Source organism: Sphingobium rhizovicinum (assembly GCF_042647625.1).
GTDB classification, from domain to species: domain Bacteria; phylum Pseudomonadota; class Alphaproteobacteria; order Sphingomonadales; family Sphingomonadaceae; genus Sphingobium; species Sphingobium rhizovicinum.
In genome coordinates, this window is the sequence record NZ_JBHRVU010000004.1 from 590,402 (window position 1) to 610,244 (window position 19,843).

Annotated in this window: 21 protein-coding genes; 9 read left to right on the forward strand and 12 right to left on the reverse strand. The window is 64.1% G+C overall.

The window, feature by feature from the left end:
• Window positions 1-82 precede the first annotated feature (82 nt).
• The 6 genes from ccoP to ACFOKF_RS04280 form a co-directional block, all read right to left on the reverse strand.
• The gene (ccoP, locus tag ACFOKF_RS04255) at window positions 83-994 is read right to left on the reverse strand and encodes a cytochrome-c oxidase, cbb3-type subunit III (RefSeq protein ID WP_380793425.1); all 912 of its coding nucleotides are present in this window, start codon (window positions 992-994) and stop codon (window positions 83-85) included.
• A complete protein-coding gene (locus ACFOKF_RS04260) occupies window positions 987-1,157 on the reverse strand; it encodes a cbb3-type cytochrome c oxidase subunit 3 (protein ID WP_380793427.1) in 171 nt (56 codons plus the stop codon). Before ACFOKF_RS04260 ends, ccoP begins: the two co-directional genes overlap by 8 nt.
• Window positions 1,154-1,900, reverse strand: a complete 747-nt coding sequence (gene ccoO, locus ACFOKF_RS04265; RefSeq protein WP_380793429.1) for a cytochrome-c oxidase, cbb3-type subunit II — start codon at window positions 1,898-1,900, stop codon at window positions 1,154-1,156. The genes ACFOKF_RS04260 and ccoO overlap by 4 nt, the downstream gene beginning before the upstream one ends.
• Window positions 1,901-2,012: 112 nt before the next feature.
• Window positions 2,013-3,671 (reverse strand): cytochrome-c oxidase, cbb3-type subunit I, encoded by a 1,659-nt coding sequence (gene ccoN / locus ACFOKF_RS04270; protein ID WP_380793431.1) that lies wholly within the window; start codon window positions 3,669-3,671, stop codon window positions 2,013-2,015.
• A 276-nt stretch (window positions 3,672-3,947) separates the two neighbouring features.
• Window positions 3,948-4,691 (reverse strand): Crp/Fnr family transcriptional regulator, encoded by a 744-nt coding sequence (locus ACFOKF_RS04275; protein WP_380793433.1) that lies wholly within the window; start codon window positions 4,689-4,691, stop codon window positions 3,948-3,950.
• Window positions 4,692-4,961: 270 nt separating this feature from the next.
• Window positions 4,962-5,483 (reverse strand): regulatory protein RecX, encoded by a 522-nt coding sequence (locus ACFOKF_RS04280; RefSeq protein ID WP_380793435.1) that lies wholly within the window; start codon window positions 5,481-5,483, stop codon window positions 4,962-4,964.
• Window positions 5,484-5,669: 186 nt separating this feature from the next.
• Between ACFOKF_RS04280 and ACFOKF_RS04285 the strand changes: the two genes are divergently transcribed.
• Both ACFOKF_RS04285 and ACFOKF_RS04290 read left to right on the forward strand, forming a co-directional pair.
• Window positions 5,670-7,391: a fatty acyl-AMP ligase gene (locus tag ACFOKF_RS04285; protein WP_380797650.1), complete on the forward strand. Its 1,722-nt coding sequence runs from the start codon at window positions 5,670-5,672 to the stop codon at window positions 7,389-7,391.
• 106 nt (window positions 7,392-7,497) lie between these two features.
• Window positions 7,498-9,807 carry a putative bifunctional diguanylate cyclase/phosphodiesterase gene (locus tag ACFOKF_RS04290; RefSeq protein WP_380797651.1) on the forward strand — a complete coding sequence of 770 codons (2,310 nt, stop codon included), beginning with the start codon at window positions 7,498-7,500 and terminating at the stop codon, window positions 9,805-9,807.
• A gap of 10 nt (window positions 9,808-9,817) precedes the next feature.
• On the opposite strand, the gene ACFOKF_RS04295 is transcribed toward ACFOKF_RS04290, so the two are convergent.
• From ACFOKF_RS04295 to aroQ, 5 genes are all read right to left on the reverse strand, one after another.
• Window positions 9,818-10,567, reverse strand: coding sequence for a ParA family protein (locus ACFOKF_RS04295; RefSeq protein WP_380793437.1), 750 nt, complete (start codon window positions 10,565-10,567; stop codon window positions 9,818-9,820).
• 84 nt (window positions 10,568-10,651) lie between these two features.
• Complete coding sequence (locus ACFOKF_RS04300; RefSeq protein ID WP_380793439.1) at window positions 10,652-10,996, reverse strand: arsenate reductase family protein; 345 nt, start codon at window positions 10,994-10,996, stop codon at window positions 10,652-10,654.
• Window positions 10,993-12,345: an acetyl-CoA carboxylase biotin carboxylase subunit gene (gene accC / locus ACFOKF_RS04305; RefSeq protein ID WP_380793441.1), complete on the reverse strand. Its 1,353-nt coding sequence runs from the start codon at window positions 12,343-12,345 to the stop codon at window positions 10,993-10,995. Before accC ends, ACFOKF_RS04300 begins: the two co-directional genes overlap by 4 nt.
• A gap of 14 nt (window positions 12,346-12,359) precedes the next feature.
• Entirely contained in the window at window positions 12,360-12,848 is a 489-nt protein-coding gene (accB, locus tag ACFOKF_RS04310) for an acetyl-CoA carboxylase biotin carboxyl carrier protein (protein ID WP_380793443.1), read from the reverse strand.
• 94 nt (window positions 12,849-12,942) lie between these two features.
• The gene (gene aroQ / locus ACFOKF_RS04315; RefSeq protein ID WP_380793445.1) at window positions 12,943-13,383 is read right to left on the reverse strand and encodes a type II 3-dehydroquinate dehydratase; all 441 of its coding nucleotides are present in this window, start codon (window positions 13,381-13,383) and stop codon (window positions 12,943-12,945) included.
• Between the two features lie 111 nt (window positions 13,384-13,494).
• Between aroQ and thiS the strand changes: the two genes are divergently transcribed.
• On the forward strand, window positions 13,495-14,496 hold the full coding sequence (thiS, locus tag ACFOKF_RS04320) for a sulfur carrier protein ThiS (RefSeq protein ID WP_380793447.1): 1,002 nt from the start codon (window positions 13,495-13,497) through the stop codon (window positions 14,494-14,496).
• Here thiS and ACFOKF_RS04325 read toward each other — a convergent pair.
• Window positions 14,493-15,377: a LysR family transcriptional regulator gene (locus ACFOKF_RS04325; protein ID WP_380793449.1), complete on the reverse strand. Its 885-nt coding sequence runs from the start codon at window positions 15,375-15,377 to the stop codon at window positions 14,493-14,495. The genes thiS and ACFOKF_RS04325 overlap by 4 nt on opposite strands.
• Window positions 15,378-15,466: 89 nt before the next feature.
• Between ACFOKF_RS04325 and ACFOKF_RS04330 the strand changes: the two genes are divergently transcribed.
• From ACFOKF_RS04330 to ACFOKF_RS04355, 6 genes are read left to right on the forward strand one after another with little or no spacing between them, the layout of a single operon-like run.
• Window positions 15,467-16,177, forward strand: coding sequence for a CoA transferase subunit A (locus ACFOKF_RS04330; RefSeq protein ID WP_093019288.1), 711 nt, complete (start codon window positions 15,467-15,469; stop codon window positions 16,175-16,177).
• Entirely contained in the window at window positions 16,177-17,061 is an 885-nt protein-coding gene (locus tag ACFOKF_RS04335; RefSeq protein WP_380793451.1) for a 5'-nucleotidase, lipoprotein e(P4) family, read from the forward strand. The genes ACFOKF_RS04330 and ACFOKF_RS04335 overlap by 1 nt, the downstream gene beginning before the upstream one ends.
• Window positions 17,028-17,390, forward strand: a complete 363-nt coding sequence (locus tag ACFOKF_RS04340; protein WP_380793453.1) for a DUF5076 domain-containing protein — start codon at window positions 17,028-17,030, stop codon at window positions 17,388-17,390. The genes ACFOKF_RS04335 and ACFOKF_RS04340 overlap by 34 nt, the downstream gene beginning before the upstream one ends.
• Window positions 17,390-18,025, forward strand: coding sequence for a CoA transferase subunit B (locus ACFOKF_RS04345; protein WP_380793455.1), 636 nt, complete (start codon window positions 17,390-17,392; stop codon window positions 18,023-18,025). Before ACFOKF_RS04340 ends, ACFOKF_RS04345 begins: the two co-directional genes overlap by 1 nt.
• A 9-nt stretch (window positions 18,026-18,034) precedes the next feature.
• Entirely contained in the window at window positions 18,035-18,475 is a 441-nt protein-coding gene (locus tag ACFOKF_RS04350; RefSeq protein WP_380793457.1) for an HIT family protein, read from the forward strand.
• A gap of 57 nt (window positions 18,476-18,532) precedes the next feature.
• Window positions 18,533-19,828: a glycosyltransferase family 4 protein gene (locus ACFOKF_RS04355; RefSeq protein ID WP_380793459.1), complete on the forward strand. Its 1,296-nt coding sequence runs from the start codon at window positions 18,533-18,535 to the stop codon at window positions 19,826-19,828.
• Window positions 19,829-19,843 lie beyond the last annotated feature (15 nt).

A 19,843-nucleotide genomic window follows, 5' to 3' on the forward strand; every position in this document is an offset into this window, starting at 1 on the left:
GACGCAACCGTGGCGTTTGGGGGCATACCCCCTCCACCACCGCTTCGCGGCGGTCCTCCTCCCCGTGCCGGGGAGGAAGGCCTCACTGCGCTGCATTGCCCGCTTCCACTGGCGTCGCTTCGCCGCCGCCCAGGCTGTGGACATAGGTCGCCAGCATGCGGATCGTCGCCTTGTCCAGCTTGTCGTCCCAGCGCGGCATCACGCCCTGACGGCTGTTCCACACGGTTTCGCGGATCGTGTCCGCGTCGCCGCCATAGAGCCAGATGCCGTCGGTCAGGTTCGGCGCGCCCAGCGCCCGCGTGCCCTTGCCATCCGGGCCGTGGCAGACTGCACAATTGTCGGCGAACAGCTTCGCGCCGCGCTGCGACGCGGCGTTTGGCCGGTCCTGCCGGCTGATGACGCGGACATGGGCCACCACATCATTGACCTGCGCGCTGGTCAGCAACTGGTCGCGGCCGAAGGCGGGCATCATCGACACGCGGGTCGCATCATGATTGGGGTTGCGCACGCCGTCGGTGATCGTCTTTTCGATCGTCGCCAGATCGCCGCCCCATAGCCAGTCATCGTCGTTGAGGTTGGGATAGCCCTTCGCCCCCGCCGCGCCCGATCCATGGCACTGGACGCAATGGACCTTGAACGCTGCGCGTCCGCCCTCGACCGCGGCCTGCATCAGTTGCGGCTTGCCGGGCAGGTCGGTGATGGCCGTGTCGGCGATCGCCCGGCGCAGCGGCGCGATTTCCGCCTCCCGCGCGGCCAGTTCCTTGTTCAGCGCCCCCCGGCTCGACCAGCCCAAAGCCCCGCGCGTATAGTCATGCAGCATCGGGATCGCCGGATAGGCAATCACATAGCCGATCGCGAAGAGGATGGTCGCGTAGAAGGTCCACAGCCACCAGCGCGGCAGCGGCGTGTCCAGTTCGGCGATGCCGTCCCACTCATGCCCTTTCAGTTCGGTGCCGGTGGCGGCGTCGATTTTCTTGTCCTGTCCGTCAGCCATTGTCGGCCTCCGTTTGGTCATTCTTGAAGATCATCGTGGCGGCGTCGCGGCTGTGGCGGCGGCCGCGCGGCAGGAAGTGCCAGCCGACGAGGATGAGGTAGCTTGCCCCCATGAACACCAGTCCCCAGCTGTCGGCGAAGTGGCGAAGCGCGTCGTACGTCATCGCGGCTCCTCCTGCGGTCTTGCCGTATCCACATCGACCAGCGTCCCGATCATCTGGAGATAGGCGACCAGCGCATCCATCTCGGTCAGCTTCGCCGGATTGCCGTCGAAGTCGCGCTGCTGCGCCTTGGGATAGCGTTTGAGGAGGTCGGTCGCGTCGGCATTGGGATCGGCCTGCGCCTTCAGGTCGTCATTGGCCTTCGCCACATCTTCCTTGCTATAGGGCACGCCCACCCGCGTCAGCGCGGTCAGGTCGCCGCGCATGTCGCCCGTGTTCAACTCGCGCTCGGCGAGGAAGGGGTAGGTCGGCATGATCGATTCCGGCACCACGGCGCGCGGGTCTTTCAGATGCTGGACATGCCATTCGTCCGAATAGCGGCCGCCGACGCGGGCCAGATCGGGCCCGGTGCGCTTCGACCCCCACTGGAAGGGATGGTCGTACATGCTCTCCGCCGCCAGGCTGTAATGGCCATAGCGTTCCGTCTCGTCACGGAAGGGGCGGATCATCTGGCTGTGGCAGTTGTAGCAGCCCTCGCGAATATAGATGTTCCGGCCCGCCAGTTCGAGCGGGGTATAGGGGCGCACGCCCTCCACCTTCTCGATCGTGTTGTCGATCCAGAAGAGCGGCGCGATCTCCACGATGCCGCCGATGGCGACGACGACCAGCGATGCGATGCCGAGCAGCGAGATATTCCGCTCCAGCGTGCCATGGTCGAAAAACCTACCCTTTGGTTTGCTTGTCATTGTCTTTGTCCTCGAAGGAACCTTAATTCCGTTCGGGCTGAGCCTGTCGAAGCCCTGTCCTTTCTTCGGAAGAAAAGGACGGCCCTTCGACAGGCTCAGGGCGAACGGGACTTTAGTTGGCAGCAGGCATGAGAGGTTTGTCCGCACCGGGATCATAGGCCGCGTCGCGCATCGGCTTTTCGTCGCGCAGAGGCTTGCCTGCGATAGTCATGCCGATGTTCCAGGCCATGATGATCGCGCCCGACAGGTAAAGCAGGCCGCCCGCCGCGCGGATCAGATACATGGGCAGCATCGCGCTCACGACTTCGGAGAAGCTGTAGACCAGATAGCCGTCGGCCCCATATTCGCGCCACATGAGGCCCTGCATGATGCCCGCGACCCACATGGCGGCGGCGTAGAGAACGATCCCCAGCGTCGCGAGCCAGAAGTGCCAGTTGACGAGGCGCAGGCTGTACAGCCGTTCCCGCTTCCACAGGCGCGGCGTCAGATAATAGAGGCAGGCGAAGGTGATGAGGCCGTTCCAGCCCAGCGCGCCGCTATGCACATGGCCGATCGTCCAGTCGGTATAGTGGCTCAGGCTGTTGACCGCCTTCACCGACATGACCGGTCCTTCGAAGGTCGACATGCCGTAAAAGGCCAGCGCCATCACCATCATGCGGATGATCGGATCGGTGCGGATCTTGTCCCACGCGCCGTTCAGCGTCATCAGGCCGTTGATCATCCCGCCCCAGCTGGGCATCCACAGCATGATCGAAAAGACCATGCCCAAAGTCTGCGCCCAGTCGGGCAGGGCGGTATAATGCAGGTGATGCGGACCCGCCCAGATATAGAGGAAGATCAGCGACCAGAAATGGATGATCGACAGGCGATAGCTGTAGACCGGCCGTTCCGCCTGCTTGGGCACGAAATAATACATCATGGCCAGGAAGCCGGCGGTCAGGAAGAAGCCCACCGCATTATGGCCATACCACCACTGCGTCAGCGCATCCTGGACCCCGGCAAAGGCGCTGTAGCTTTTGGAACCGAGCAGGCTGACCGGCATCGACAGATTGTTGACGATATGCAGCATCGCGATCGTCAGGATGAAGGCGAGGTAGAACCAGTTGGCCACATAGATATGCGGCTCGCTGCGCTTGATCACCGTGCCGCCGAAGACGATCAGGTAACAGACCCAGACGATCGTCAGCCACAGGTCGACATACCATTCCGGCTCGGCATATTCCTTGCCCTCGGTAATGCCCAGCAGATAGCCGGTCGCGGCCAGCACGATGAAAAGCTGATATCCCCAGAAGACGAAGTCGGCGAGTTTCGGCGCGAACAGCCGGGCGCGACAGGTGCGCTGCACGACATAGAAGCTGGTGGACAGCAGCGCATTGCCGCCAAAGGCGAAGATCACCGCCGATGTGTGCAGCGGGCGCAGGCGGCCGAAGCTGGTATATTCCAGGCCCAGATTGAGCGCCGGAAAGGCGAGTTGCAAGGCGATGTAAAGCCCCGCCAGAAAACCGGCCAGTCCCCAGAAAACGGTGGCGATCACGCCCCAGCGGATCACATCGTCATAATATTTGCCCTGATCGGCCGGCATCTTCAGAAGGCCGCGCGCAAAGCCGGCATAATCGGCGCTGCGCATGGCATAGACGGCCAGCCCCAGCGCCACCGCGCTCACTATCCCCATATGGACGGCAAAGCCGCCGTCCCGCGCCGCCAGCATCGCCGCAAAGGCGATCAGCGCCAGCGCGAACCAGCCGCCCGTCCGCAAAACCAGTCTGTCCATCGACCTGTCCCCGCAAAAGGCTTTTGCGACGTCCTTGGCGTGGACGCCGCCCTTATGCCTTGACCTCTGTCAAAAGCGGCGGTGCGGGTCTTTACGGGATAGTGCGTAGGGGGAGGGTGAGGAGGGGGCAATAACAAGTTCCGTTCGCTTCGAGCAGGTTCGAGCGAAGTCGAGAACCGTCTGTCGAGAAGTCAGCGCGGGAGGGTTCTCGACAAGCCTGTCCAGAGCGCCTGCCTTGGCAGGCAGTCGAAGGGCTCGAACCGAACGGAGGTTGGTTCAGGCTGCCTCCGCCAGCGCCTCCAGCGCGCCAATATCGACCAGTCGCACGCCGCGCCGGCCGACCAGATCGATCACGCCCTCACGCTTCATTTCGGTCATCTGGCGCGACACGGTTTCGATGGTGATGCCCAGCACATCGGCGATCTGCTGGCGCGACAAAGGCAGCTCTATCACCCCGTCCGCGTCCGCGCGCAGGCGGCGGCCCATGTCCAGCAGGAAGGTGGCGACCTTCTCCCGCGCGGTCTTGCGCCCCAGCAGCAGCATCCAGTCGCGTGTGCGATCCAGATCATCCAGCGTCCGTTGCAACAACCGATGCTGCAATTCGCCATGGCGCATCGCAAAGCCGTCAAAGGCCCCGCGCGGAAACAGGCAGAGCCGGGCGTCGGTCAGCGCGGTGACGCTATGGGGCGTGCGCGCGCCGAAGGGACGGCCGATAAAGTCGGAGGCATAGACCACGCCGACAATCTGTTCGCGCCCGTCGCCGGTGGAGGTGGCGAGCTTGAGCGTCCCTTCGATCACATTGGCGACGACGGTGCTGTCGTCGCCCTCCCACATGACCGTCTGCCCGGCATGCAGCGCCACCCGCCGCCCGATCCGGCTCAGCGCCTCGCGATCGGCATCATTGAGGTCGGCGCAGATCGCATGGTCGCGCACGACGCACATGTCGCAGGATTGCCCGCCGCAGCTGCGGGCCATCGGGGCGGCGGCGGTCTTTTGCGCCATGTCAAATCGCATATCCATTGGGGCTGCATGACGCGGCGGCAGGCGGCGACCTATCCGTAAATATGCGTAAGAGTCTGTTTGGAAAATGCGCGAAGGAGCGCATTTTCGGTGCGGATGCGCCAGAAGCGCCTTTCCAAACAGGCTCAAAGGCGCGCGTGCATCACTCGCCTGCGGCTGTCCTACAGGGCGTGGGGCGGCTATGGGCTGACTTTCCATTGATGACACGCACGAAGTTAGAGAAGTTTCGCAATTGTCGCCGCCCGATCGTCGCGGCGGACCGGCATTGGCTCATTCCTCTTCCATCTCCTCGCCGGGCGCGGCATCGACCCAGCGGCGGGCGATGGCATGGGCATGACCCGCGCGCAGGAAGGCGGCGATCGCCTTTTCGCGTTGCCTGGGGTCGAGCGGGGCGGGGGCGTAGGGACCGATCCGTTTGCGTCGGGCAAAGCGGTCCGCCGCGGTCCAGGCGTCAGAAGCGGTCTGGGCGTCGGCCTGCTCCCGGTCGCCCTCGGCAATGCCTGCCGCGCGCAGCGCCTCGCCAATGCGGCGCGCGCCATAGCCGCGCCGGCTGAGCGATGCGCTCTTCATCACGGCATAGCCCGCATCGTCGATATAGCCCAGCGCCACGAAGCGGTCGGCCAGAGCGTCAGGATCGGCGGGACTTTCGCCGCCCCAGCCGCGCTCCCTGATCTTGCGGTTGAGATAGGCCAGCAGCTTGCCCCGGCTGGTCGCAAAACGGGCGACATGGCGCAGCGCCAGATCGCGCAGCACCGCTTCATCGAGCGGCGGAGGGGGGCGTTTGCCGGTCATGTCGACATCTAATGACCGATGCGCCATCTTTATGCCACAGTCGGGCCGGAATTTTACCGCGCCTTGTCGGCTAATAAGCGACGCTGGAATGGAATAGGCGGTGCAAATGGCGGTCAAAGCTGCTAGCGGCCGCGGTTTCACGATTTTGAAGACATTGGGTTAACCAATATGACGGGTTCGCAAGAGATGATGGCACCGACGCCGACCACCGATGACCTGCCGCGCCGCTTCTCGGATTTCGAGACGCTGGGCGAGGCGCTGGACTATGCGGCGCAGGGCAAACGCGGCCTCAACTTCCATGATGCACGCGGCAATCTGGCGCGGCCCTATCCGTTCAGTGAGATGCGCGCCGACGCCATCGCCTGCGCCCATCGCCTGATCGCCCATGGCGTGAAGCCGCAAGACCGCATCGCGCTGGTCGCCGAAACCGGGCCGGACTTTGCGACGCTTTTCTTCGGCATCGTCTATGCCGGCGCCTGGCCGGTGCCGCTGCCGTTGCCGACCAGTTTTGGCGGCAAGGAAAGCTATATCGACCAGTTGAATGTCCAGCTGTCCAGCTGTGACCCGATGCTGTTCCTCTTCCCCAAGGAACTGGAAGAGATGGCGGGCGAATCGGGCCGTCAGAAGGCGGTCGAAAGCATCGCGTTCGAAGATTTCCTGGCGCGTGAGGCTGTCCCCGTCGACCTGCCGCAGGCGCAGCCCCACGAAATCGCCTATCTGCAATATAGCAGCGGTTCGACCCGCTTCCCCCATGGCGTCGCGGTGACGCACCATGCGCTGCTCAGCAACCTGTCGGCGCACAGCCATGGCATGGAAGTGCAGGACAGCGATCGCTGCATCAGCTGGCTGCCCTGGTATCATGACATGGGTCTGGTCGGCTGTTTCCTGTCGCCCGTCGCCAATCAGGTGTCGACCGACTATATGAAGACGGAGGATTTCGCCCGCCGTCCGCTGGCCTGGCTGGACCTGATCAGCCGCAATGAAGGCACGTCGATCAGCTATTCGCCGACCTTTGGCTACGACATCTGCGCGCGCCGCATGTCGAGCCAGACGAAGGCGGCCGACCGCTTCGACCTGTCGCGCTGGCGCCTCGCGGGTAATGGCGCGGACATGATCCGCCCCGACGTGATGCAGAGCTTCGTCGACGCCTTCGCCGACGCCGGTTTCAGCCCCAAGGCGTTCCTGCCAAGCTATGGCCTGGCCGAAGCGACGCTGGCCGTCACCATCATGCCGCCGGGCGAGGGCATCATCGTCGAACTGGTCGAGGAAACCGACCTGTCCGGCGGCGCAGCGCCCGAAGGCCGTCCCCAGCGTTTCCGATCGATCGTCAATTGCGGCAAGCCCGCCAAGGACATGATCGTGGAAATCCGCGACGAGGATGGCGGCCTGATGGCCGAGCGCCAGATCGGCAAGGTGTGGACCACCGGGCCGTCGCTGATGGTCGGCTATTTCCGCGATCAGGAAGCGACCGAGGCCTGCATGGCTGACGGCTGGCTGGACACGGGCGATATGGGCTATCTGTCCGACGGCTATCTCTACATTGTCGGCCGCGCCAAGGACATGATCATCATCAACGGCAAGAATCACTGGCCGCAGGACATTGAATGGGCGGTGGAGCAGCTGCCCGGCTTCAAGCAGGGCGACATCGCGGCCTTCGCGATCACCACGCCCGGCGGCGAGGAAGCGCCCGCCGTGCTGGTCCATTGCCGCACGTCGGACAATGAGGAGCGGTCACGCCTGCGCGACCAGATTCGCGAACGGGTGCGCGCCATCACCGGCATGAACTGCGTCGTGGAACTGGTGCCGCCGCGCACTTTGCCGCGCACCTCTTCGGGCAAGCTCAGCCGGTCCAAGGCGCGCAATCTCTATCTGACCGGCGAAATTCGCCCCTACGACATCGCCGCCTGACGCAGGTTACGGATTGCTAACCCCCGCCTGCTAACGCGGGCATGTGGGTAGCAAGAAAGAACCAGCCGCAGAGCAGGATCATCAGGCGCGCAAGTCCATGCGCGCAATGATGGGGCTGGCTCCGATCGGCGATGCGGCCGGGCTGCGTGTGCTGGAGGCGCAATTGCGCTCCGCTGACGGGCTGGCCGTGCTGCGCCATGGCATGAATATTTGCGGCCTGTTGTTCCTCTGGCAGGTCTTTTCCCTTTGCTGCCCGTCCTGGCTGCTGGGCGGGTGGAGCATCGCCCTCGTCGCCATCAGCCTTGCCGCTTTGCTGCTCGATCGGCAGCGCCGGCAGGGCGGGGCGGCCCTTCTGTCGGCGGCAGACCTGCGGCGGCATGCCGTCGGTGCGCTGCTGCATGGCGGCGTCTGGGCTGTCTGCATGGCGCTGATTTCCCATTCGGGGGATACCGAGCAGCTGGTGGCGCTCTGGACATTGATCAGCTGCGTCATGGTGTGCGGGGCGATCAGCTATGCCGCCCTGCCGCTGTCGGCCATGGCCTTCCTGCTGCCCTGCATTGCCGGGCTGTTCGCCATGTTCCATGCGGGGGGCGAATTGCCGCTGCGGGCGCTGGCCAGCAGCTATGCGTTGTCGCTGCTGGGCGGCTGCCTGATCTATGCCCATACATTTGGGCGGCAGCATAGCGCCACCGCGCAACTGGTGGAGAAGACCGAGGTCGTCAGCCTGTTGCTGCGCGAATATGAAGCCGGCGGATCGGACTGGCTCTGGCAGACCGATGCGATGCGGCGTTTGACCGGCGTGTCGGCGCGACTGGCCGAAATGCTGGGGCGGACGCCGGCGCAATTGGAAGGCGCGTCGCTGGTGCAGTTGCTGGCGGGCAGCGGATGGGAAAGCGGGCGCTTCGCTGCCGGGCTGCGTGACCTTTCCGACCATCTCAAGCAGCGCGAAAGCTTCAGCAATCTGGCGCTGCCAGTCGAGGTGCAGGGGCAATGGCGCTGGTGGGAATTGTCTGCGTCGCCGCGGCATGACGAACAGGGCGTCTTTCAGGGCTTTCGCGGTGTCGGCTCCGACGTGACGGCGCAGCGCGAATCGGCCGACAAGATCGCGCAGCTGGCGCGTTTCGATCCGCTGACCGGCCTGCCCAATCGCAGCCATCTGCGCGAGGCGCTGGACAATGCCCTGAATAGGGCTCTGGAGGCTGCGCATGGCCGGTCGCCCGGATGCGCTTACCTGATGATCGATCTGGACCGGTTCAAGGCGATCAATGACACGCTGGGCCACCAGACCGGCGACAAGTTGCTGAGCCAGGTGGCGCGCCGGTTGCTGACGGTTTGCACGGGCGATGATTTCTGCGGCCGGATCGGCGGTGACGAATTTGCCGTCGTCATGCCGCGCATCGCCGATGCCGCGGCGGTGCCGCGTCTGGCGGCCGCAATCATCACGGCCCTGTCCGCGCCCTATCAGGTGGATCAGCATATGCTGCATGTGGGCGCTTCGGTCGGCTCCGCGCTGTCGCCGGCGGATGGGCGGGAGGCCGAAGCGCTGATCCGCAGCGCCGATCTGGCGCTGTACCGGGCGAAGGGCGAGGGCGGCGGGCGGCATTGCGCCTATGAGCCGCAACTCCACGCGCAGGCCGAGGAGCGTCGCCAGTTGGAACTGGCGTTGCGCGAGGCGCTGGAAAAGGACCAGTTGCACGTCCTTTATCAGCCGGTGGTCGACGTCGCGGAAGAAAGGATCGTCGGGTTCGAGGCGCTGGTGCGCTGGACCCACCCCGAAATGGGGCCGATTTCGCCGGTCAGGTTCATCCCCGTGGCGGAGGAAGCGCGGCTGATCGGCCCGATCGGCGAATGGGTGTTGCGCACCGCCTGTCAGGAGGCCGCGGGCTGGCCCGACGATGTGCGCATTGCCGTCAACGTGTCGGCCGAGCAGCTGGCGCATCCCAGCTTCGTTGCGGCGGTCGTATCGGCGCTGGCGCAAAGCGGGCTGGACGCGCATCGGCTGGAGCTGGAAGTGACCGAAAGCGTGTTCATGACCGACGATGCCGGCGCCCTGAAGGTGCTGGATCAGTTGCTGGCGCTGGGCATTCAGTTGTCGCTGGACGATTTCGGCACCGGATACAGCTCGCTCGGTTATCTGAGCCGCACCCGGTTCAACACGATCAAGATCGACCGCAGCTTCGTGGTGGGGGCGTCGCGCAACACGGCGGAAAGTCTGGCGATCATCCGCGCCGTCGTGACGCTGGCGGACAGTCTGGGCATGGTCACGACGGCCGAAGGCGTGGAGACGCAGGCGGAACTGGAGATGGTGCGGCGGCTGGGCTGCAAGAAGGTGCAGGGCTATTATTTCGGTCGGCCGATGCTGGGGGGAGATGCGGTGCGGCTGTTCCCCATGCCGACCCAGCGGGCGATCGGCTGAACCGGCCGGGTCAGCGCGCCAGCAATTGCCGTTCGACCTGGGTCCAGAGCGCCGCGAACGCCTGCGCCGGGGGCGATGCAGGGGCGAAGGCGCCGAGCGGCTTGCGGCGCACCGTCATCTGTTCGATCGTGCTGGCCATGGGGATGGCGTGCCAGCCCGACTGGCTTTCCAGCGCGGCGCGGTGCAGGCTGCGGCGGCGATCGACCATCGAATAGACCGGCATGATCGGCGCATGGCTGCCGCCGCGCTGAACCAGATAGCGGGCCACTTCGCCCATCGCCCTTTGCGACAGGGGAGAGGGGATGACCGGGATGACGATCAGGTCGGCGGCGCGCAGCACCTGCTCGCTGGTTTCGGTCAGGCCCGGCGGGCAATCGAGGATGATGCGGTCATAATCGCGGCCCAGGCTGTCGATCAGCTTGGCGAGCCGTTTCTTCTTGTCCATTTCGCGAAACAGATGGTCGAGCCCGCGCAGCGACGTATCGGCGGCGATCAGGTCCAGCCCCGGCACGGTCGAGGGCTGGATCAGTTTGCGGATATCGACATCCTTGCTGAAGATCGCCTGTGCGGCGTCCCGGCTGGTCTGGTCGGTCTGGATCAGCCAGCTGGATGCGCCTTGCGGATCGAGATCCCATAGCAGGGTGCGGCGTTTGGATATGCAGGCGGACGCCCAGGCCAGATTGATCGCGAAGGTGGTTTTGCCTACGCCGCCCTTGAGGCTGTAGACGGCGATGGTCGCCAATGCCGGTTCCTTTGCCATGAAGGGGAAGCTACGGCTTCCCGCCGTCAAAGCAAGGGCTCAAATCAGCCTCTTGTTACGATGGCGTGACAAGAGGCTGGATAATTACAGGATTTCAAGAACCTTGTCCTGCGGGCGGCAGAAGCGGACGCCCTTTTCGGTCTCGACGAAGGGGCGGTTCACATAGGCCGGGTTGGCCGCCATTTCGTCAAGGATCGCGTCCGCCGTCATGTCCGGCAGGCCGCGTTCCTCGGCGTCGGTGCCCATCTTGCGGATCGCGTCCGCCGGGGTCATCCCGGCGTCGGCGAACAGTTGGACCAGCTTGTCGCGGGTGAAGGGGGTCTTCAAATATTCGACCACCTCCACCTCGACGCCCGGCGTTTCCTCAAGGATCGCCAGCGTCTTGCGCGATGTGCCGCATTTGGGATTATGCCAGATGGTGGCTTTCACTGAGCATCCTCGCGCGCAAGCCATTCTTCCAGCCACTTGATGGTGTAGTTGCCGTCCAGGAAATCCTTGTCGGTCAGCAGCGCCTGATGCAGCGGGATAGTGGTCTTCATGCCTTCGATCACATATTCCTCCAGCGCGCGCTTCAGCCGCATGATCGCGCCCTCGCGGGTGCGGCCATAGACGATCAGCTTGCCGATCATGGAGTCATAATAAGGCGGCACCTTATAGCCCTGATACAGGCCGCTATCGACGCGGACATGCATGCCGCCGGGGACGTGATAGCTGGTGACGGTGCCCGGCGAGGGCGCGAAGGTCCGGGGATCTTCCGCATTGATGCGGCATTCGATCGCATGGCCGGAAAAGACGATGTCTTCCTGTGCGACCGAAAGCGGCTTGCCTTCGGCAACGCGGATCTGTTCGCGCACCAGATCGACGCCGGTGATCATCTCCGTCACGGGATGTTCCACCTGAAGGCGGGTGTTCATCTCGATGAAGTAGAATTCGCCATTTTCCCACAGGAATTCGATCGTGCCCGCGCCGCGATAGCCCATGTCGGCCATTGCCTTGGCGCAGACGCCGCCGATCCGTTCCCGTTCGGCCTGCGACAGGACGGGCGAGGGGGCTTCTTCCAGCACCTTCTGGTGGCGGCGCTGGAGCGAACAGTCGCGCTCGCCCAGATGAATGGCGTTGCCATTGCCGTCGCCGAACACCTGGATTTCGATATGGCGCGGATTGCCGAGATATTTTTCGATATAGACGGTCGCGTCGCCAAAGGCGGCCTTCGCTTCCGAGCCGGCCTGCTGCATCAGCGTTTCGAGATCGTCGGGCGAAGTGCAGACCTTCATACCACGACCGCCGCCGCCCGATGCCGCCTTGATGATCACCGGATAGCCGGCGGCTTCGGCAATGATCTTGGCTTCCTCGACATCGCTGACCGCGCCGTCCGAACCGGGGACGAGCGGCAGGCCGAGCGCGCCGGCGGTGCGCTTGGCTTCGATCTTGTCGCCCATGGTGCGGATATGTTCGGGCTTGGGACCGACGAAGGCCAGCCCGTGCGCTTCCACGATTTCGGCGAACTTGGCGTTTTCGCTGAGGAAGCCATAGCCGGGATGGATCGCATCCGCGCCGCTGATTTCCGCCGCCGAAATGATGGCGGCGATGTTCAGATAGCTGTCCTTGGCCGCGGGCGGCCCGATGCAGATCGCCTCATCGGCGAGACGCACATGCATGGCGTCGGCGTCGGCGGTGGAGTGCACCGCCACCGTCTTGATGCCCATTTCATGGCAGGCGCGGTGGATGCGAAGCGCGATCTCGCCGCGATTGGCGATGAGCAGCTTTTCGATGGCCATAAGCGGTTCGCGCCTTATTCGATGACGATCAGCGGCTGGTCATATTCGACCGGCTGGCCGTTATCGACCAGCACAGCCTTGACCGTGCCGGCGACGGGCGCGGTGATCGCGTTCATGACCTTCATGGCTTCGACGATCAGGATGGTTTCGCCGGCCTTCACCTGCGCACCGACGCGGGCGAAAGGGGCGGCGCCCGGTTCGGCCGAGAGATAGGCGGTGCCCACGATTGGCGATTTCACCACATTACCGGCAGGAACAGCGGGTTCAGCTGCGGCGGCCGGTGCTGCGGGTGCAACTGCCGGAGCGGCAACGGGGGCTGCGGCCACCGGAGCGGGCGCATAAACGGCAGCCGGCGCGCCGCCGACCTTGCGGGCGACGCGGATCTTGCGGTCGCCGTCCTCAACCTCGATTTCGGTGAGGTTGGTGTCGTCCAGAAGCGCTGCGAGATCGCGCACCAGCTGCACGTCCACCTGCATTGCGCCCTTTTCTTGTTTGTCGGTCATGTGAAGTCCCTGGCCGGTGAATATGGTTTCTGGCGCCTGCGCCTATTCGCATTTGCGGCAAAGCGCAACTTTCGCGCGCCGGAATCGCGGTGAGCTACAGTTCCAGCGCGGCTTCCAGCGCCAGCATATAGGACATGGGACCAAAGCCGGCGATGGTCCCCTTCGCCGCCATGCCGACATAGCTTTTGTGGCGGAAAGGTTCACGCGCATGCGGGTTGGACAGGTGGATTTCGATCACCGGCACTGTGATCCCCTTGATCGCGTCATGCAGGGCGATGGATGTGTGGGTATAGGCGCCCGGATTGATGATGACGGCATGCGCCCCTTCCGCATGGGCTTCCTGCAACCAGTCGACCAGATGGCCTTCATGGTTGGACTGGCGGAAATCAATCTCCACATGGGCGCGGCCGGCGGCGTCCTCCATCCGTTCGGCTATGTCGTCCAGCGTGTCATAGCCGTAAATCTCCGGCTCGCGGGTGCCCAGCATGTTGAGGTTCGGGCCGTTGAGAACATAGATTTTGCGCGTGTCGGCCATGGCGAACCCTTCTGCTGTTGCTTGGCGGGCAAGGCCGCCTCTATATGCGGGCCAATCCTTAGCCCTTCCCGTCTCGCCTAGTCGAGACTCCTTCTTGTCCGGGACAGCGCAGTGAGCATAGACGGCACCATTTCCATCCATATCAATGGCGAGCATCGCCGCATTCGCGACGGGCTGACGCTGGCCGATCTGGCGAGCGAACTGGGCTTCGTGCCGGAAAAGGTGGCGGTCGAGCGCAATCTGGAAGTGGTGCCGCGTTCGACGCTGGCGCAGGTCAAGGTCGAGGATGGCGACGAACTGGAGATCGTGCATTTTGTGGGCGGCGGCGATGTCGCGTCGCTCGATGACGACAGCTGGACCGTGGCGGACAAGACATTCCGGTCGCGGCTGATCGTGGGCACCGGCAAATATAAGAGTTTCGAACAGAATGCGGCGGCGGTCGCGGCGTCGGGCGCGGAAATCGTCACCGTGGCGGTGCGCCGGGTCAATGTTTCCGATCCTAAGGCACCGATGCTGACGGACTATATCGACCCCAAGAAGATCACCTATCTGCCCAACACGGCCGGCTGTTTCACCGGGGAGGATGCGATCCGCACCCTGCGGCTGGCGCGCGAGGCAGGCGGTTGGGATCTGGTGAAGCTGGAAGTGCTGGGTGAGGCGCGGACGCTCTATCCCGACATGGTCGAGACTCTTCGGGCCACGGAAGTTCTGGCCAAGGAAGGCTTCAAGCCGATGGTCTATTGCGTCGATGATCCGATTGCGGCCAAGCGGCTGGAGGATGCGGGCGCGGTGGCGATCATGCCGTTGGGCGCGCCGATCGGATCGGGCCTGGGCATCCAGAACAAGGTGACGATCCGCCTGATCGTGGAGGGCACGAAGCTGCCGGTGCTGGTCGATGCGGGCGTGGGCACCGCGTCCGAAGCGACGGTGGCGATGGAGCTGGGCTGCACCGGCGTCCTGATGAACACCGCGATCGCAGAGGCGAAAGACCCGGTGCTGATGGCCGCCGCGATGAAGGCGGGGGTCGAGGCTGGCCGCATGGCCTATCGCGCCGGGCGCATGGGCAAGCGCATGTATGCCGATCCTTCGAGTCCGTTGGCCGGTCTGATCTAAACGCTGGATCGCAATTCCAGCCGGCTTGCGCGGTCGAAGATCGCCAGGACCAGCGGATCGGCTTCGGCGGCGCGGATGGCGGCGTGAAAATCCACGGGCGGCATAGCGGGGGCGCCGGGGACCGGAAGGAGCGTGCCGTCGGCCAGTTGCTGGCGCGCCATCGGGCGGGGGAAGATGCCGATGCCGCCGCCTTCCTGCACGATGTCGATCATGGTGCGGACATTGTTGCACAGGTTCAGCGGGCAATCGGCAAGGTCCGATGCGGCGATCGCGTCCTTCATAATGCGATAGAGCGGCGACAGGTTGGTGAGCGACCAGATCGGCGGGCGGTTTACGACCATCGTGGCGACGGTTGCGGGGCTGGCGAGCCAGAGCAGGTCGACGCTGCCGATCGGGGCGGTGCGCAGCATCGGATGGGCGATGCGGCCGGCCGCGAAGGCGATGTCGGCATGGCCCGACGCCAGTTGCTGGATGAGGTCTGCGGTCAGGGCGATGTCCACTTCCAGACTGACTTGCGGCAGGTCGCGGCCAAGCTCTGCGACGAAGCCGGGCAGGCAACTGGCGGCGGCAATTTCGCCCGCGCCGATGCGGATGATGCCGGTGGCGCCGGCAATATCGCTGCACCCCAGCAGCACGCCCTGAAAACGCGCCCAGAGCGGTTCGCTTTCGCGCACCAGTTCGCGCCCGGCGGGGGTGAGCGCCATCGTCCGCCCGTCGCGCCGGAACAGCGCGGTGCCGAGATGATTTTCCAGTTCCCGCACACGGGCGGAAATGGCAGGCTGGGTCGTGTTGAGCCGCGCCGCCGCCGCCGCGAACGTGCCCAGCCGCGCGATCCAGAGCAGCGTTTCGAGATGATAGAAGGCGATGCGATTGATAGACATTGTTTGTGCTTAACCGAAAAAACAAATCATTGGTATTGATCGGTCGGCCTGCATAGGGTGGTGCGAAATTTCAGGAAGGATGGATGCCGATGGCCAGGAAGCTCTACCCCGATGCCGCGTCTGCGCTGGACGGATTGCTGTTCGACGGGATGCATCTGTGCGCGGGGGGCTTTGGCCTGTGCGGCATTCCCGAACGGCTGATCGACGCGATCCGCGATTCGGGGGTCAAGGATCTGACCATCGCCAGCAACAATGCCGGGATCGATGGCGAAGGGCTGGGCAAGCTGCTGCGCACGCGGCAGGTGAAGAAGATGATCTCCTCCTATGTCGGCGAAAACAAGGAGTTTGAGCGGCAGTTTCTGGCGGGCGAGCTGGAGGTGGAATTTTGTCCGCAGGGGACTCTGGCGGAGCGGTGCCGCGCGGGCGGGGCAGGCATTCCCGGCTTCTACACCAAGACTGGCGTGGGGACTCAGGTGGCCGAGGGCAAGGAAGTGAAGAGCTTCGACGGGCAGGATTATATCCTGGAGCGGGGCATCTTTGCCGATGTGGCGATCATCAAGGGGTGGAAGGCCGACGAGAGCGGTAACCTGATCTTCCGCAAGACCGCCCGCAATTTCAACGCGCCGATGGCGACGGCGGCGAAGATCTGCATCGCCGAGGTGGAGGAAGTGGTGCCGACGGGGACGCTCGATCCCGATGCGATCCACCTGCCGGGCATTTATGTGAAGCGCATGATCATCGGCGCGCCCTATGACAAGAAGATCGAGTTTCGCACGACGCGGGCGCGGGAAGCGGCCTGATGTTGATGACGAAGCGTGCTTTTCCGGCGCTGCTGCTGGCGCCCTTGGCGGCTTGTGCAACTACCACGCCGCCAGCCGTAACGGGCGCTGCGCCGAACGCCAATCCGCCCGCCGGGATGCAATATCTTTACGGGTCGGGCGAGGGCGCCGCGATTTCGGTGCAGGCGTGGAATGCGCTGCTGACCTATGCGGCGGTGACGGTGAAGGCGCGCCCGGCAAATAGCGTAGTGCTGGCGGAGGGGGCGAGTCTGGCGGCGCCTTCATTCGTGCCTTGTGGCGACAAGCCGTTTGCAGCCGTGTTCGACGTGGACGAGACGGTGATGCTGAACACCGGCTTCGAATATCATGATGCGAAGACCGGCAAGGGCTATAATCCGGCCGACTGGGATGCGTGGGAAAAGACCGGCGAAGGCGCGGTCGGGCCGGTGCCGGGTGCGGACCGTGGCGTGGCGGCGTTGCGGGCGCTGGGCGTGACGGTTATTTTCAACACCAACCGATCGGCCGCCAATGCCGATGCGACGGTGCGCGCGATCAGGGCGGCGGGGCTGGGCGAGGCTGTACATGGCCAGACGCTGTATCTCAGCGGTGACGACGCCATGGGATCGCGCAAGGATGGCCGCCGGGCGACGATCGCCGCCAAATATTGCGTCATCGCCATGGGCGGCGACCAGTTGGGCGATTTTTCCGACCTGTTCAACCTGAACAAAGCGGCCCCCGGCCCGCGCCGTGCCATGACCATGCAGGCGCCGGTTGCGGGGCTGTGGGGCAATGGCTGGTTCGTGCTGCCCAACCCTGTTTATGGCAGCGGGCTGGTCGGCGGCTATGACGATGTGTTTCCGATGGACAAAAGGTGGGAATTGCCCGCCAATGGAACCGGGAAATGACAGAGAAAGCGATATCGCAAGCTGAGCATCCTAACGCCCTGTCGCTGGATAGGGGCGACATACTGACAGACCAGTCCCATGAGATCATGCGGGTGTGGGTGACAAATGGGGCGGGCAGCAGCGTCTGGATTTCCGCTCGGACTTTGGAAGACCCGACGTTTTTCGGCTATCTGATGTCCGATACGATCCGGCATGCCGCGCGCGCCTATGCCACGACATGGGATCTGGATGAGCGGCAAGCTCTCGAATCGATCGTATCCGCATTATCGGCGGAATTGCGCAATCAGGTCGGCGAAATAACGACCATTCAGGAAGGAAGTCTAAACTGATGCCCTGGACTCGTGACGAGATGGCCGCGCGGGCGGCGAAGGAATTGCAGGACGGTTTCTATGTGAATCTGGGCATCGGCATTCCGACGCTGGTGGCGAACCATATTCCCGATGGCGTGGAAGTGACGCTCCAGTCCGAAAATGGCATGCTGGGCATCGGCCCCTTTCCCTATGAAGGTGAGGAAGACGCCGACCTGATCAACGCCGGCAAGCAGACGATCAGCGAATTGCCGCAGTCCGCCTATTTTTCCAGCGCCGACAGTTTCGCGATGATCCGCGGCGGGCATATCGACCTGACCGTGCTGGGCGCGATGGAAGTCGCCGAGAATGGCGACATCGCCAACTGGATGATCCCCGGCAAGATGATCAAGGGCATGGGCGGCGCGATGGATCTGGTCGCGGGCGTCAAGAAGATCATTGTGGTGATGGAGCATACGTCGAAAAATGGCGACGCGAAGTTCATCCCCGAATGCACCCTGCCACTGACTGGCAAGAATGTGGTCGACATGATCGTCACTGATCTGTGCGTATTCCAGCGCCCGGATCATGACAGCCCGTTCAAGCTGGTGGAGATGGCGCCGGGCGTGACGGCGGAGGAAGTCGCTGCTAAGACGACCGCCCACTATATCAGCTAAGGGCAATCCATGAGCCTCGACGGCACGTATGACGACGCTAATATCTTTGCCCTGATCCTTCAGGGCAAAATCCCGTCGATGAAGCTCTATGAGGATGACACGACCTTCGCCTTCCTCGACATCATGCCGCAGACGCGGGGCCATGCGCTGGTCATTTCCAAATGGTCCAAGGCGCGCAACCTGCTGGAGATAGAAGACGAAGCGCTGGCGCAGGTGATGGCGACCACGAAGAAGGTCGCCACCGCCATCCGCAAGGCGCTGAACCCCGACGGCATCCAGATCGCCCAGTTTAACGGCGCGCCGGCGGGGCAGACGATTTTCCATCTGCATGTCCATATCCTGCCCCGGTGGGAGGGCGACCCCAAGGGGTTCGCTGCCCATGGCGCGGGCGCGATGGCGGACAAGGACGCCTTGCAGGTGCTGGCCGAAGAGATTCGCGCGCAATTCTGATGATGTTTTTCTTCGCGAACCGCCTGTGGGGCAACAGCCTGTGGGATAGGCGCTGACATGGCTTTGCGTCCTTTCAATGCGCCCGGCGCGCGGCTGGCCCTGCGGTCCAAGCGGGCCAGCGCGCAATTTGCCGGCGCGCGCGGCGAGAGCGAAGTCATCCTGGACGTGTCGCGCCTGTTGTCGCGCGCCTTTCATCCTGCGCCAACCGGGATCGATCGGGTCGAATATGTCTATGCCCGCGAATTGCTGGCGCGGATTCCCGACCGATTGGCCTTTGCAGCGGTGCATCCGGCGGGCGGCTATTATGGCCGGCTGAGCAATTCGGCGGTGCGTCAGTTTCTGGCTTTCACTGCGGCGAAATGGCGCAATGCGGGGGCGACCGACGCGGGGGAAGGCAAGGCGGCGGTCATCCGCCACATGTTCGCCACCCGGCCGCGCCCGGTGCCGCGCGCGACCGGGCCGCGCATCTATCTGCAAGTGTCGCCCCATCATCTGGATGACGAGGCGCAGGTCGGCGCGATCCTGCGGGCCGAGGGCGCGAAGCTGGTGACGCTGGTGCATGACGTTATTCCGCTAAGCCATCCCGAATTCGCCCGGCCGCAGGGGGCGGACGAGCATCGCAGGCGCGTGCGCACGATCGATCGCCATGCGACCGGGATTATCGGCAATAGCCAGGCGACGATCGACGCGCTTGCCCCGCATATGCGGCGCGGGTTGGGCGGGCGGGCGATTCGCGTCGCGCATTTCGGCGCGGACCCGGCGGACATGTTCGCCAACCGGCAGGAGGATGTGCCGGATCGGCCCTATTTCGTCTATATTTCCACGATCGAGCCGCGGAAGAATCATTTGCTGCTGCTCAACATCTGGCGGCGGCTGGTCGACCGGCTGGGCGATGCCGCGCCGGTGCTGGTGCTGGTGGGGCGGCGCGGCTGGGAAAATGAGAATGTGATCGACATGCTGGAGCGCGGTGAGGCGCTGCGCGGCCATGTGATCGAGGCGGGCGAAGTGTCCGACAACCGGATGCAGGCGCTGGTGGCGCAGGCGCGGGCGATGTTGATGCCGTCCTTTATCGAAGGGTTCGGCATGCCGGTGGTCGAGGCGCTGGCGGCGGGCGTGCCGGTGATTTGCAGCGACATCATCGCCCATCGCGAAGTGGGCGGCGACGCGCCCGATTATCTCGATCCGCTCGACGGGATCGGCTGGATGCGCGCGATTGAACAGTATAGCCAGCCCGATGCCCCGGATCGAGCCGCCCAACTGGCGCGCATCGCGGCGTGGCGGGCGCCGACCTGGCGTGATTATTTCGACATCGTCACCGACCTGATCGAAGAAGTAACGGCCTCTGTTTCTTGACCTTCCCATCAGACG

Excerpts from the sequence above, each read along its gene's own strand:
- ACFOKF_RS04290 (WP_380797651.1), top strand. The coding sequence starts at position 7,498 with ATGATGGGGCTGGCTCCGATCGGCGATGCGGCCGGGCTGCGTGTGCTG.
- ACFOKF_RS04335 (WP_380793451.1), top strand. The coding sequence starts at position 16,177 with ATGTTGATGACGAAGCGTGCTTTTCCGGCGCTGCTGCTGGCGCCCTTG.
- ACFOKF_RS04260 (WP_380793427.1), bottom strand. The coding sequence starts at position 1,157 with ATGACGTACGACGCGCTTCGCCACTTCGCCGACAGCTGGGGACTGGTG.
- aroQ (WP_380793445.1), bottom strand. The coding sequence starts at position 13,383 with ATGGCCGACACGCGCAAAATCTATGTTCTCAACGGCCCGAACCTCAAC.
- ccoP (WP_380793425.1), bottom strand. The coding sequence starts at position 994 with ATGGCTGACGGACAGGACAAGAAAATCGACGCCGCCACCGGCACCGAA.
- ACFOKF_RS04285 (WP_380797650.1), top strand. The coding sequence starts at position 5,670 with ATGATGGCACCGACGCCGACCACCGATGACCTGCCGCGCCGCTTCTCG.
- ccoO (WP_380793429.1), bottom strand. The coding sequence starts at position 1,900 with ATGACAAGCAAACCAAAGGGTAGGTTTTTCGACCATGGCACGCTGGAG.
- ACFOKF_RS04350 (WP_380793457.1), top strand. The coding sequence starts at position 18,035 with ATGAGCCTCGACGGCACGTATGACGACGCTAATATCTTTGCCCTGATC.
- ACFOKF_RS04345 (WP_380793455.1), top strand. The coding sequence starts at position 17,390 with ATGCCCTGGACTCGTGACGAGATGGCCGCGCGGGCGGCGAAGGAATTG.
- accB (WP_380793443.1), bottom strand. The coding sequence starts at position 12,848 with ATGACCGACAAACAAGAAAAGGGCGCAATGCAGGTGGACGTGCAGCTG.
- ACFOKF_RS04355 (WP_380793459.1), top strand. The coding sequence starts at position 18,533 with ATGGCTTTGCGTCCTTTCAATGCGCCCGGCGCGCGGCTGGCCCTGCGG.
- ccoN (WP_380793431.1), bottom strand. The coding sequence starts at position 3,671 with ATGGACAGACTGGTTTTGCGGACGGGCGGCTGGTTCGCGCTGGCGCTG.
- ACFOKF_RS04325 (WP_380793449.1), bottom strand. The coding sequence starts at position 15,377 with ATGTCTATCAATCGCATCGCCTTCTATCATCTCGAAACGCTGCTCTGG.
- ACFOKF_RS04280 (WP_380793435.1), bottom strand. The coding sequence starts at position 5,483 with ATGACCGGCAAACGCCCCCCTCCGCCGCTCGATGAAGCGGTGCTGCGC.
- ACFOKF_RS04295 (WP_380793437.1), bottom strand. The coding sequence starts at position 10,567 with ATGGCAAAGGAACCGGCATTGGCGACCATCGCCGTCTACAGCCTCAAG.
- ACFOKF_RS04330 (WP_093019288.1), top strand. The coding sequence starts at position 15,467 with ATGGCCAGGAAGCTCTACCCCGATGCCGCGTCTGCGCTGGACGGATTG.
- accC (WP_380793441.1), bottom strand. The coding sequence starts at position 12,345 with ATGGCCATCGAAAAGCTGCTCATCGCCAATCGCGGCGAGATCGCGCTT.
- ACFOKF_RS04275 (WP_380793433.1), bottom strand. The coding sequence starts at position 4,691 with ATGGATATGCGATTTGACATGGCGCAAAAGACCGCCGCCGCCCCGATG.